This window comes from Arthrobacter sp. 35W (assembly GCF_000482545.1).
Taxonomy (GTDB): domain Bacteria; phylum Actinomycetota; class Actinomycetes; order Actinomycetales; family Micrococcaceae; genus Specibacter.
The window spans coordinates 1,523,509-1,535,555 of sequence record NZ_KI519455.1; the positions used below are offsets into that span (position 1 = coordinate 1,523,509).

Consider the following 12,047-nt stretch of genomic DNA (forward strand, 5'->3'; position numbering starts at 1 on the left):
ACTGCACAGGCTCGGAGGATCTTATGGGCATGCCGCCGGACGGACCGGAACAGCCGCTCCACGGCCAAGGACACCAACCGCCGGGGCATCCCGCCGATCCGCGGCAGGGACATCATGAATCCAGCGGCCTGCCGCGCCGGCGCAACCGGCGGCGGATTGGCTGGGCGGTTGCCACCGGTCTGCTGTTCCTTGTGCTGGTTGCGGTGGGCCTGGCCGCCCTGTCACAGATCCTTGGCGGCATGGGTGCGCCCGCGGTCCCCTGAGACCTTGCCTAGTGGATCGTGCCGTACAGGTGTCCTGCACAAGCTGCCGAGGCCCGGAAGTTGTCCACATCCCCTCGAGTCCCCGTTGAATGGCCGGTCTTTGCCGCCCTAGCCTCTTCCCAGGGACGCCAAAGCGGCGCCATGGGACGGAGGCATCGACATGGATGAACGACCAATTGCACCGGCGCCCGGGCTGAAAACATCGGCGTTGTGCTGGATCGTCTGCGCTGGCCTAGTGAATGCCATTGCAGTGGCCATAGTCGTATGGAGTGGAGCCGTGGCCGTTTCCACGTGGGCCGCGGCAGCGCCGGAACCTGCCCCGGCAAAGTACACCTCGGGTGCGACGGCGTTCCGCTACCCATCCGGCATGCAGGTGATGGCCGACGGCGGCATGGTGCACATTGTCAACGGCCACCCAGTGGCCGACCATGCCGTGATCCAAATTCCGCCCACGCAAGGCACGAAGTCCCCAGTGGTGGTGCTCTACGAGTCGATTGCGCCGCCGCCGGACGGTTGGCCGCAGGAGGAGACCATCCAGGCAATCATTGACGAGACCCTGGCGTGGCAGACCGCGGCCACTCCGGCCCAGCTGCTGCGGGAGCACCGGCAGACTGCCATCGGGTGCATCGCGGGATTCACTTTCACGGATCCGCCCATGAGGATAGAAGGAGCGGGACTGCAGGGCCTGGTCCACAGCTACACCTGCTTGAGCAGGCAAGGCCCCATCGTGGGCACATTCCTGACCGCCATAACCCCGGACGGCATGGCGCACCGGCTCAGCGTCGAGGCCAGTGAATCCTACTGGCATTCCCATGCCGCCGAACTCGATGCCATCGCACACTCGCTGGCGTATTCGGCACCGTGACGGTGCCAGTGCCGAAGGCGGCTCGCCAGGACAGTGCAGGACCGCCTTCGGTGTTTGCACTCAGATACCGGACCGTGCAGTCAGGTCGGACCCGCCGCCGTCGTCGTATGTCTGCAGCGCGTGCTGCTGGAGCGGGATCCGCTAGTGGATTTTGGGCAGCAGGTCCGCCACCGAGTCCAGCACCTCGTCGGGGCGGAACGGGTAGGCGTCGATGTCCTCGGCCGCCGTGATGCCGGTGAGCACCAGCACCGTGTGCAGGCCGGCCTCCATGCCCGCGATGATGTCCGTGTCCATGCGGTCGCCGATCATGGCCGTGGTCTCTGAGTGGGCCTCGATCCGGTTCATGGCGGAGCGGAACATCATCGGATTCGGCTTGCCTACAATGTAGGGCTCGCGGTTGGTGGCCTTGGTGATCAGCGCGGCAATGGCGCCGGTGGCCGGCAGCGGGCCCTCGTTGGAGGGGCCGGTGGCGTCAGGGTTGGTGGCGATGAAGCGCGCGCCGTCGCCGATGAGCCGGATGGCCTTGGTGATGGCCTCAAAGGAGTAGGTGCGGGTTTCGCCCAGCACCACATAGTCCGGGTTCTGGTCCGTGAGGATGAACCCGGCCTCGTGCAGGGCGGTGGTCAGCCCGGCTTCGCCGATGACGAAGGCTCGCCCGTGCGGCATCTGGGACTTCAGGAACTGGGCCGTGGCCAGCGCCGAGGTCCACAGGTTCTCCTCGGGCACCTCCAGTCCGGAGGCGCGCAGCCGCGCGGCGAGGTCGCGCGGGGTGTAGATGGAGTTGTTGGTCAGCACCAGAAAGCGCTTGGAGGTGTCCACCCAGCGCTGGATCAATTCCGCAGCCCCGGGGACCGCCTGGTTCTCGTGGACCAGGACGCCGTCCATGTCCGTCAGCCAGCATTCGATGTCTGCCGCCGTGCGGGATTCGACCTTCGTCATGTAGATTCCTCCTGGATCCGCGGCCAGGCCGCAGCTGTGGTGCTCGATCGATCTGTGGCCCCAGTCTTTCAGGTTCGGCGCCGCTGCGGCACTCGGTAGGCTTGATAGGTGAGCCACACCCCCGAATCCCAGCCCGCCGCGCCCGCCCCCGAGAGCCCGGAAGCCGCCGTCGTGCCCGCCCCGGACGCCGACTACCGGGCCGTGTCGGACCCGGCCAGCGAGCACGCCGCCGCCGTGGGCGTGGGGCCGTGGGAGGGTGAACTGCCCGCGGGGGAGCACTGGGACGAGGAGCTGCTGCGCGAGGGCGACCGGCGCAATGTCCTGGACAAATACCGGTACTGGAAGATGGATGCCATCATCGCCGAGCTGGACACACGGCGTCATGACTTCCACATCGCCATCGAAAACTGGCAGCACGATCTGAACATCGGCACCGTGGTGCGCACGGCCAATGCCTTCCTGGCCAAGGAGGTGCACATCATTGGACGACGGCGGTGGAACAAGCGCGGCGCGATGGTCACCGACCGCTACCAGCACGTCCGCCACCACCCCACGGTGGAGGACTTCGTCGCCTGGGCGCAGGGCGAAGGCCTGGCGATCATCGGCATCGACATCTTCCCGGACTCCGTGAAGCTGGAAACCTACGACATCCCGCGCAATTGCGTGCTGGTGTTCGGGCAGGAGGGCCCCGGCCTGAGCGAAGAGGTCCACGCCGCGGCCGAGGCCACGCTCTCCATCGAGCAGTTCGGCTCCACCCGCTCCATCAATGCCGCCTCCGCAGCCGGGATCGCCATGCACGCCTGGATCCGCCGCCACGTGTTCGGCCAGCACGTCTAGGATTTTCACCTCCCGTGGAGGGCAGCGCTCCGCGATCTGGACACGGTGCGCATCCCCGCGCCGTCTTGGCTACGATGGGAGGCGAAACGACGTTCGGTGCGTCACAGTTTCCCACCTCATACAAGGAGTCAGCGTGCCCATTGCAACCCCGGAAATCTATGCCGAGATGATCGACCGTGCCAAGGCCGGCGGCTTCGCCTACCCCGCGGTCAACGTCACCTCCTCCCAGACGCTGAGCGCCGCCCTGCGCGGGTTTGCCGATGCCGGGTCCGATGGCATCATCCAGGTCACCACGGGTGGGTCGGCCTACTGGTCCGGTTCCTCGGTGAAGAACATGGTCACCGGTTCCCTGGCGTTCGCGGCGTATGCCCGCGAGGTGGCCAAGCACTATGACATCAACGTGGCCCTGCACACGGACCACTGTCCCAAGGGCCACCTGGCCGACTTCGTCCTGCCGCTGCTGGCGGAGTCCGAGGCTGCGGTCAAGCGTGGTGAGAACCCGATCTTCCAGTCGCACATGTGGGACGGTTCGGCCGAGACGCTGGAGGAGAACCTGCGCATCGCCCGCGAGATGCTGGACCGTGCCGCGGCGGCGAAGATCATCCTGGAGATCGAGATCGGCGCCGTGGGCGGCGAGGAGGATGGGGTGGAGAACGCGATCAACGACAAGCTGTACTCCACGGTGGCCGATGGCATGGCCACGGTTGAGGCCCTGGGTTCGGGGGAGAACGGCCGCTACATCACCGCGCTGACGTTCGGCAATGTGCATGGCGTGTACAAGCCGGGCAATGTGAAGCTGCGTCCGGAGATCCTCAAGGACATCCAGGCCCAGGTGGGTGCGAAGGTGGGCAAGGCGAACCCGTTCGATTTGGTCTTCCATGGCGGCTCGGGCTCGACCGAGCAGGAGATCAAGGATGCGGTGTCCTATGGTGTGATCAAGATGAACATTGACACGGACACGCAGTACGCGTTCACTCGTCCGGTGGCCGGGCACATGCTGGCCAACTATGACGGTGTGTTGAAGGTTGATGGCGAGGTGGGCAACAAGAAGACGTATGACCCGCGCGTGTGGGGTGCCCTGGCTGAGGCCGGCATGGCGGCCCGTGTGGGTGTTGCGGCGCAGGAGCTCGGCTCCGCGGGCAAGACGTTCAAGTAGCCATGAGCGACGAATTCCGCAAGAACCTGCTGGGCCCCGAGCCCACCCTGCTCCCGGTGGAAACCGAGATCCAGGCACGGCTGGACGCGGGGGACGAGGCTGTCGATCTGGCAGCCACGCACCCCACGTCCTCGCTGCTGTGGGCCATTCTGGCCGATGAGGCGTTTGCGGAGGGCCGCACCATCGAGTCCTACGCCTACGCCCGCACCGGCTACCACCGCGGCCTGGATGCGCTGCGGCGCAACGGCTGGCGCGGAACCGGTCCGGTTCCGTTCGAGCACGAGGGCAACCGCGGCTTCCTTCGCGCGCTCTATGCACTGGGACGGGCGGCCGGTGCGATCGGCGAGGCCGACGAGGCCGCCCGCATCGCCACGTTCCTGAACGACTCGGACCCGGCGGCCCTGGCCGCCATTGAGGCCAAGTAGCACCTGCACCACCAACTGAGGCGCGGCAACTGCAGAGAATCGGAAGATTCCCTGCAGTTGCCGCGCCTCAGTTTTTTAAGTGGTGCCAGGCGGCCTAGCTGTTCTTAGGAAGTGCGGCGGCGGCGCACCAGCAGGGTGGTGCCGGCGGCGAGCAGCGCCGCGGCGGCTGCTCCGATCCAGGCGAGGCCGGCCGGGGTGCCGGTGAAGGCCAACGAACCCGCGTCGCCTGAAGTGGTGCCGGCGGTGGTGCCGGTTCCCGCGCCGGCGGATCCGGCGGGCGCCGTCGTCGGCGTGTCGGTGGAGCCCAGCGCGGCAATGGCCACGGAGGCGGTTCCATCGGAGGCGTTGCCTGCTACGTCGGTGGCGCGGAACTGGACGGTGAGTGCTCCGCCGCCGGCTGTGAGGGGGGCGGTGTACGGCTGCCAGGTGGCGCCGCCATCGACGCTGGATTCAACGCCGGCCAGCCCGGACCCGGTCTCCTCGGCGGCCGCGACGGCGGTGCGCGCGGATTCGGAAGCCGTCACGGCCGGGGCCGTGGTGTCCACCTTGATGGTGCCCAGGGTCTTGGCGTCCTCCACCACGTTGGCGATGCTGGTGGAGCGGAAGTTGAACTCCGTGGAGCCCTCCGGCATCGTGACGGGGCCCGTGTAAGGGGTCCAGGCGCCGGCACCCAGCTGGTATTCGGTGGTGGACCCGTCGGCGGCCAGGGCGGCCAGGGCGGCGCCGCCGGTGCTCAGCGTGACCACGGGTGCCTGGCTGTACCAGCCCGATGCCGGAGCGGCCTCGATAGTGGCGGTGGTGGTCGGTGCCACGGCGGGCTCCTGGCTGAGGCCCACCTGGTCAACGGTCCAGAAGGCGCTGTTGGTGCCGGTGTACTTGAAGCGGAGCTGGGCCTTCGTTGCGCCCGCCGGGACGTCCACGGCCAGCTGCTCAAACCGGTTGGTGTTGCTGCGGTAGGACTTCACTGACACGGGTTCGGCACCGTCAAAGCTGACATACACGTCGCCGGTCTGCGGGCCGTCGATCACATAGTTGGTGGCGAAGGAGACGGTGGCGGTCGGCTGGCCGTTCAGCGGGTATTCCGGGCTGACGAGCGTTGAATCGAACTTGCCCGCGGCGTGGGTCTTGTCGTCCCACTCGTCGGAATCGGCGACGGCGAAGACGTTGCGGTTGCGCACGCTGGTTTCGCGGCCTTGGTTGCGGTCCACATTGGTCCAGAACTCATCCGTGGCGAAGGACCAGCCGCGCCACTCGGTGACGCCGCCGGTGGGCATGGCCGAGTTGTCGATGCTCCAGCCGGCCGGTGTGGAGTGGGTCCACCCGGCCACGCCGGCGGCCACGGCAGTTTCATCGGCGCGGGCAGCCAGTGAGCCGCGCAGGGAGTCGAAGTCATCGGCGGCGAGGTCCGAAATCGGCGTGCCGTCCAGCTTCCAGGCGGGGTCCACGGCCACGCCCTGGTGCTTCAGCACCGTCGGGGCGATGTCCACGATCTTGACATCGTTGCGGGTCGAACCCGGCGTGAACCCGGCGCCCTTGGCGATGACAAAGGTTTCACGCTCAAGGGGCGTGTTTCCACCGTGGCCGCCGGTGGGGGTGTGGCCGTGGTCGGCGGTCACCATGACCAGCCAGTCCTCTGCGGAGTAGGTGGGGCGGGAGGTGACGGCCGCGATGAGCTCGCCCACCTGGGCATCCACCACTGCCAGGGCGTCCCGGTATTTCTGGCTGGCGCTGCCAAAGCTGTGGCCGGCGCCGTCGACCTCGTCCAGGTGCACAAAGGTGCTGTCCGGGTTGCCGTTGGCGAGGTAGTCCTTGGCCACGTCTGTGGTGTTCGCATCGTCGCCGCCGGGGATCTTCAGGTCCGCCGTGCCGTTGAAGACGATGCCGGGGATGGGGCCCCAGGTGCCGACGACGAGCGTGGACGTGGCCGGGTCCGCGGTCTCGAGGCGGGTCTGGTAGTCCCGGTACTCGCTGAGGTTGTTGCCGGCGAAGCTGTTGTCCACGGCCTTGTGCTTGTCCGGCCAGGCGCCTGTGGCAATGGTGGACCAGCCGGCGCCCGAGACGGTGGGGGCCATCGGGTTGGCGTACAGGTTGCTGGCGGCGGTCAAGCCACCGGCCCGCAGGGCGGCGAGGTTGGGCATGGTGGCCCCGGCGAAGGTGCTGAAGGTGGCGCCGTCCAGGCCAATGACGAGGGTCTTCTGGGTCTTGGTGCCGGCGGGCAGACCCGCATAGTCGGGTGTGCCGACAGCCAGGGCCGGGGCGGCCGGGGCGAGGACAAAGGCGGCGGCGGCCAGGGCAGCGGTGGCCGCCAGTGGGCGGAGGGTGCGGTGTGATGAACGCATGATGTCTTTCGGATCGGGTTCAAGCTGTGACATCCATGGACTGTACGGTGCGCCAGCTGTGCGAATCATGTGAATCATCTGATGTATTGGCAAATTCTGGATGAACAATCAACCTCGTCGCGCGGCCGTAAATGGGGCTCAACTTGTCTGGTCAGACTTACCGCAGGCGTTTCGCTGGATGGAAATCGGTGCCGTATTGGCTCTATTCTCCGCAGAGTTGTTGTGTGTACAACTGGTGCGCCGTGGCAATGCCAGCTGCCGGCAGGTGCGGTTCGGGTCGATTTTCGAGGCCTTGACAAACGTGGGATGTTTGGCTATGGAGCTCAGTCACCAGGGAAGCCGCCCCGGCGCGCTCCGGAGGCCGTGGATGGCAACGCAAAACTGGGGCGCGCCAACTGCCGGAAATCCAAGGATTTCCAGCAGTTGGCGCGCCCCAGTTGGGTGCTGTGGGTCAGTGTTGGGTTGGTGCTCTCTAGGACGCCGGGTGCGGGCGGCCCAGGGGGATGACCAGCGGCGTGTGCGAGACGGGGTCCTCGATGATCCGGCAGGGCAGACCGAAGACGTGCTCCACCAGTTCCTCGGTCATGATGTTCGACGGCGCCCCCTGCGCCACGATGGCCCCGTCCTTCATGGCAATGATGTTGGTGGCGTAGCGGCAGGCGTGGTTGAGATCGTGCAGCACCGCCACCAGGGTGCGGCCCTGGCCGACGTTCAGGTCCCGGCACAGGTCCAGCAGCTCGATCTGGTGGGCAATGTCCAGGAAGGTGGTGGGCTCATCCAGCAGCAGCAGTTCGGTTTCCTGGGCGAGCACCATGGCCACCCACACGCGTTGGCGCTGGCCGCCGGAGAGCTCGTCCACGGGACGCGCAGCCAGGGCACCAACACCCGTGGCAGCCATGGCGCCGGCGACGGCGGCCTCATCCCTGGTGGACCACTGGCGCAGCAGGGACTGGTGCGGATAGCGGCCGCGGGCCACCAGATCCGCCACTGTGATGCCGTCGGGGGCAATGGAGCTCTGCGGCAGCAGCCCCAGCCTGCGGGCCACCTCCTTGGCCGGGAGGGAGGTGATGGCGCTCCCGTCGAGAACCACCTGGCCGCTGCGGGGCTTCAGCAGCCGTGCCAGGGCGCGCAGCAGGGTGGATTTGCCGCAGGCGTTGGGGCCGACAATCACCGTGAAGGAGCCGTCGGGGATTTGCACGCTCAGATCGGTGGAGATGGTTCGCTTGTCGTAGCCGATGGTGACGGCCTCGGCGCTGAGCCGGTGGCCGGCGGCGGCGGCCGGAGCCCCCGCCGTCGTCGAGGGTCCGGAGCCAGTGGTGGTCTTCGTCATGATTTCCTTGCCTCGCGGGCCAGCAGCCACACCAGATAGAGCCCGCCGGTGCAGACCGTGACAACACCCACGGGCAGCTGGACGGGGGAGAAAAGCCGCTGCGCGGCCAGATCGCTGGCGGCCAGCACCAGCGCACCCATGAAGGCCGCCGGCACCAGGGCAATGCCCGCGCCGCCGGTGAGGCGGCGGGCCAGCTGGGGCGCTGCCAGTGCCACGAAGGCGATGGGGCCGGCTGCTGCGGTGACGGCCGCGGTCAGCGCGACGCCCAGCACCAGCAACACCAGGCGGACCGGTTCGGCCCGCACGCCCAGGGCGCGGGCGGCGTCGTCGCCCATTTCCAGCATCCGCATCCGCGGCGAGTAGAACAGCGCCGCGGCAATCAGCAGCGGGACGGCCACGATGGCCGGCGCCGCCTGCGTCCAGCTGATGCCGTTGAGTGTACCGGCGCCCCAGACGGCGGCGGACATGGCCGCCTCCAGGTCCGCCTTGAGAATGATCCAGTGGTTCACCGAGGCCAGCATGGCGCTGATGCCGATGCCGACGATGATCAGCCGGAAGCCGTGGGAGCCGCGCCGGTAGGCCAGCAGGTAGACGGCCATCGCCGTCGCCAGTCCACCGGCCAGCGCGCCGAAGGCCACCTGGAGGTAGTTGCCGCCGGCCAGCAGCATCACCACCAGGGCCCCGGTGTAGGCGCCGGAATTGAAGCCGATGATGTCCGGGCTGCCCAGCGGATTGCGGGTCAACGACTGGAAAATGCCGCCGCTGATGCCCAGTGCGGCGCCAAAGAGCAGCGCCATCAGCACCCGCGGCAGGCGCCACTGGAGCACAACCGTGGGGGCCAGCCCCTGCCCCTGGCCGGCCAGTGCCGCCAGCACCTCGGAGATCGAGAGGTGGAATTCGCCGGTGGCCAGCGCCACCACCGAGACGGCCGCCGCTGCCAGCGCCAGCACAAGGCAGACGACGACGGCGCGCGGCGTGGCACGGCCGCTGATCCGTCCGCCGCCGGTCCGCAGGACCCAGGGGGACCGCGTCTTCAGGGATGTGCTCACAGCTGGGCCACCTTCCGGCGGCGGGCCAGCGCCACCAGCACCGGCGCACCCAGGAAGGCCGTCACGATGCCCACCTGGAGTTCACCGGGCACGGCAATGCGGCCCAGTACATCGGAGACCAGCAGCAGGATCGGCGCCAGCACCACGCTGAACGCCATGATCCAGCGCTGGTCCGGACCGGTGATCCAGCGCGCGGCATGGGGCACCATGAGCCCCACAAAGCCGATGGCGCCCACGGCGGCCGTGGCGCCGCCGGCCAGCAGCGTAATCGCCACGACGGCCCAGATCCGGGTGGCGGCCACGCTGGTGCCCAGCGAGGTGGCCACATCGTCGCCCAGGGCGACGGCGTTCAGGCCGCGGGAGCAGGCGGCGGCAATCAGCAGGCCGACGGCGATGAAGGGCAGCACCGTCAGCACCACATCCATCGTGCGTCCGTCCAGCGAGCCAATGTTCCAGGCCCGCATCTGGTCGAAGGCCTTGGGGTTGACCAGCATCAGCGCGGAGCCGATGCCGGTGAGCACGGCGCCCAGTGCGACGCCGGAGAGGGTGAGCCGCAGCGGATTGATGCCGCCGCGCCCCGAGGTGCCGATCAGGTAGACGGCAGCGGTGGTGAGGATGGCGCCGGCAAAGGCGAACCAGATGTAGCCCGGGAGCGAGCCGACGCCGAAGACGCCGATGGCAATCACGATGGCGAACGCGGCTCCGGCGTTGACGCCCAGGATGCCCGGGTCGGCCAGAGGGTTGCGTGTCACGGCCTGGATCAGCGAGCCGGCGGCGCCCAGGGCCATGCCGGCCACCACCCCCAGCAGGGTGCGCGGCAGGCGGTTGGCCACAATGATGGCCTGGTCGGAGGTGTCCTGCCGGTGGGTGAACGCCTCCAGCACCGTGGAGAAGGGGATGAACTTGGCGCCCACGCCCAGGCTGAGGACGACGGCGCCGGCAAGGACCAGCACTGCGGCAAGCAGCAGGAATGCCAGCAGGGTCCGCCGCCGAGGGGTGCGCGGTGCTGGCGGGGCTGGGGGTCCTGACGGTGCCGGCGGGGCGTCGGGCGCGGCGCTGTGCGCGGCCGGCTGGGGCGGGTGGCCGGTGGCCGGCACGGAGGCGGGGGACAAGGCGTGGGGCAACTCTCGACTGGCCCGGTGCGTGGCACGCGCCGGCATCTGCGGTGTGCATCACAGTCGATGCAACGGTTCTCATAATTAGGATAGCTTTACCTTGTGAAATTCGAAGACTCCACTCCTGCACCGCGGTCATTCCGCCGGATGCGCCGCGCCGCCCTTGCGGGCGTGGCAGCTGCCCTGACCATCACCCTGCTGGCCGGCTGCGGTGCCTCCACCCCCGCCGGCGGCGGATCGGGCAACACCGACGTCGCCATCGGCGGCAGCAAGTTCACCACCGCCGACGCGGAGACGGCCAAGCTCGGCAGCGACGCCGCACCTGGCGTCTTCCCGCGCACGCTCACGCACGCCAACGGTGAGACCACCATCGAGGCCAAGCCGAGCCGCGTCGTCGTCCTGGACACCGGCGAGCTGGACGATGTCATCTCCCTGGGCCTGACGCCGGTGGGCATCCCGACCACCGAGGGCGCCAGCTCCATCCCCAGCTACCTGCAGGACAAGGTGGCCGGCGCCAAGACCGTCGGCACCATCCAGAACCTGAACCTCGAGGCGATTGCCGCGCTGAAGCCGGACCTGATCCTGGGCAGCCAGCTGCGCGCCGACAAGCTTTACCCGCAGCTGTCCGCCATCGCGCCCACCATCTTCAGCATCCGCCCGGGCTTCCCCTGGAAGGAAAACTTCCTGCTGGTGGGCGAGGCCCTCGGCGAGGAGAACAAGGCCGTGGAGGTGCTCAACGCCTACCAGAGCGCGGCCGACGAGCTCAAGGCGGACGTTCCCGCCGACACCAAGATCTCCCTGGTCCGCTTCATGCCCGGCAAGATCCGCCTCTACGGCAACAAGTCCCTGATCGGCGTGATCCTCAAGGACGCCGGACTGGCCCGCCCGGAGAACCAGAACATCGAGGACCTGGCCGCCGAGGTCTCCCCGGAGACCATTGAGCAGGCCGATTCCGATTGGATCTTCTACTCCAGCTACGGCGAGCCCGCCGCGACGGGTGAAGACGCCGTCGTCAACGGCGCCCTGTGGCCGCGCATGAGTGCCGTGTCCTCCGGCCATGCCAAGCCCGTGAACGACGACGTCTGGTTCCTGGGTCTGGGCCCGACAGGCGCCCAGCTGGTCCTGAAGGACCTGCGCACCATGATGGTTGCCAAGTAGCCTGCACTGAAGCGTTCCTGAAAGGGGATGCGCCCCGCGGTTTCCGCCACGGGGTGCATCCCCTTTTTGTGCCGTTCCGCTCGCCCGCCCTGTGCCGGTCGCTGGCCTGCGCCGTAGGATTGCGGCCATGGACTCAGCACCCTCCTCCCCGGCCGCCGTTGCCGCCTTCGAATCCGTCGCGGCGGACCTGGCCTCCACCGGCGTCGTCGCTGGCAAAATGTTCGGCGCCCGCGCCCTGCTGCTGGACAAGAAGGCCCTGGCCTGCCTGAACGGGGAGCACATGGCGTTCAAACTGGGCCGGGACTCGCCCCGCCACGCCGCGGCGCTCGCCGTCCCCGGCGCGGAGCTCTTCGACCCCTCGGGCATGGGCCGTCCATTCAAGGATTGGGTGGACGTTCCCCTGTCCGAGACGGCCGCCGCGGGCTCCAGCTGGGAGGATTTTGGGCACGACGCCGTTGCCGCCGCGGCCGCGTGATGTGACGTGGCACCCGGTGCAGGCGTGAAGTCCGCTAAACTTGGCTGGTAAGAGCCCCGAACTCTTGCGCATGCGCAGCACGGCCACGGCCCCTGC

The 12,047-nt window shown here is 68.3% G+C and carries 12 protein-coding genes; 7 read left to right on the plus strand and 5 right to left on the minus strand.

Annotation, left to right across the window (positions count from 1 at the left end):
- Positions 1-29 precede the first annotated feature (29 nt).
- Together K254_RS0119045 and K254_RS0119050 are read left to right on the plus strand one after the other, a co-directional pair.
- Positions 30-263, plus strand: a complete 234-nt coding sequence (locus K254_RS0119045; RefSeq protein WP_155848631.1) for a hypothetical protein — start codon at positions 30-32, stop codon at positions 261-263.
- 277 nt (positions 264-540) lie between these two features.
- A complete protein-coding gene (locus K254_RS0119050; protein WP_026556688.1) occupies positions 541-1,128 on the plus strand; it encodes a hypothetical protein in 588 nt (195 codons plus the stop codon).
- A gap of 141 nt (positions 1,129-1,269) precedes the next feature.
- Here the strand turns inward: K254_RS0119050 and K254_RS0119055 are convergent, their stop codons facing one another.
- Positions 1,270-2,067, minus strand: a complete 798-nt coding sequence (locus tag K254_RS0119055; protein ID WP_026556689.1) for an HAD-IIA family hydrolase — start codon at positions 2,065-2,067, stop codon at positions 1,270-1,272.
- A gap of 201 nt (positions 2,068-2,268) precedes the next feature.
- Between K254_RS0119055 and K254_RS24240 the strand changes: the two genes are divergently transcribed.
- The 3 genes from K254_RS24240 (at position 2,269) to K254_RS0119070 (ending at position 4,485) form a co-directional block, all read left to right on the plus strand.
- The gene (locus K254_RS24240) at positions 2,269-2,904 is read left to right on the plus strand and encodes a TrmH family RNA methyltransferase (protein WP_035751046.1); all 636 of its coding nucleotides are present in this window, start codon (positions 2,269-2,271) and stop codon (positions 2,902-2,904) included.
- Positions 2,905-3,022: 118 nt separating this feature from the next.
- Positions 3,023-4,060, plus strand: coding sequence for a class II fructose-bisphosphate aldolase (fbaA, locus tag K254_RS0119065; RefSeq protein ID WP_269209045.1), 1,038 nt, complete (start codon positions 3,023-3,025; stop codon positions 4,058-4,060).
- A gap of 2 nt (positions 4,061-4,062) precedes the next feature.
- Positions 4,063-4,485 (plus strand): DUF3151 domain-containing protein, encoded by a 423-nt coding sequence (locus K254_RS0119070; protein WP_026556691.1) that lies wholly within the window; start codon positions 4,063-4,065, stop codon positions 4,483-4,485.
- A 104-nt stretch (positions 4,486-4,589) separates the two neighbouring features.
- Here K254_RS0119070 and K254_RS24245 read toward each other — a convergent pair whose 3' ends face one another.
- The 4 genes from K254_RS24245 to K254_RS0119090 all read right to left on the minus strand — a co-directional run bounded on the left by K254_RS24245 (position 4,590) and on the right by K254_RS0119090 (position 10,327).
- Entirely contained in the window at positions 4,590-6,857 is a 2,268-nt protein-coding gene (locus tag K254_RS24245) for an alkaline phosphatase family protein (RefSeq protein ID WP_231391913.1), read from the minus strand.
- A gap of 439 nt (positions 6,858-7,296) precedes the next feature.
- On the minus strand, positions 7,297-8,154 hold the full coding sequence (locus K254_RS24250; protein ID WP_035750373.1) for an ABC transporter ATP-binding protein: 858 nt from the start codon (positions 8,152-8,154) through the stop codon (positions 7,297-7,299).
- Positions 8,151-9,167 (minus strand): iron-enterobactin ABC transporter permease, encoded by a 1,017-nt coding sequence (gene fepG / locus K254_RS0119085; RefSeq protein ID WP_231391959.1) that lies wholly within the window; start codon positions 9,165-9,167, stop codon positions 8,151-8,153. Before fepG ends, K254_RS24250 begins: the two co-directional genes overlap by 4 nt.
- Before the next feature lie 32 nt (positions 9,168-9,199).
- Entirely contained in the window at positions 9,200-10,327 is a 1,128-nt protein-coding gene (locus tag K254_RS0119090) for an iron chelate uptake ABC transporter family permease subunit (protein WP_231391914.1), read from the minus strand.
- A 138-nt stretch (positions 10,328-10,465) separates the two neighbouring features.
- Between K254_RS0119090 and K254_RS0119095 the strand changes: the two genes are divergently transcribed.
- Both K254_RS0119095 and K254_RS24255 read left to right on the plus strand, forming a co-directional pair.
- The gene (locus tag K254_RS0119095; RefSeq protein ID WP_026556694.1) at positions 10,466-11,476 is read left to right on the plus strand and encodes an ABC transporter substrate-binding protein; all 1,011 of its coding nucleotides are present in this window, start codon (positions 10,466-10,468) and stop codon (positions 11,474-11,476) included.
- 127 nt (positions 11,477-11,603) lie between these two features.
- Positions 11,604-11,951 (plus strand): hypothetical protein, encoded by a 348-nt coding sequence (locus K254_RS24255; RefSeq protein WP_196811012.1) that lies wholly within the window; start codon positions 11,604-11,606, stop codon positions 11,949-11,951.
- Positions 11,952-12,047: the final 96 nt, after the last annotated feature.

Excerpts from the sequence above, each read along its gene's own strand:
- K254_RS0119045 (WP_155848631.1), top strand. The coding sequence starts at position 30 with ATGCCGCCGGACGGACCGGAACAGCCGCTCCACGGCCAAGGACACCAA.
- K254_RS0119055 (WP_026556689.1), bottom strand. The coding sequence starts at position 2,067 with ATGACGAAGGTCGAATCCCGCACGGCGGCAGACATCGAATGCTGGCTG.
- K254_RS0119070 (WP_026556691.1), top strand. The coding sequence starts at position 4,063 with ATGAGCGACGAATTCCGCAAGAACCTGCTGGGCCCCGAGCCCACCCTG.
- K254_RS24245 (WP_231391913.1), bottom strand. The coding sequence starts at position 6,857 with ATGTCACAGCTTGAACCCGATCCGAAAGACATCATGCGTTCATCACAC.
- K254_RS24250 (WP_035750373.1), bottom strand. The coding sequence starts at position 8,154 with ATGACGAAGACCACCACTGGCTCCGGACCCTCGACGACGGCGGGGGCT.
- K254_RS0119095 (WP_026556694.1), top strand. The coding sequence starts at position 10,466 with ATGCGCCGCGCCGCCCTTGCGGGCGTGGCAGCTGCCCTGACCATCACC.
- K254_RS24255 (WP_196811012.1), top strand. The coding sequence starts at position 11,604 with ATGGACTCAGCACCCTCCTCCCCGGCCGCCGTTGCCGCCTTCGAATCC.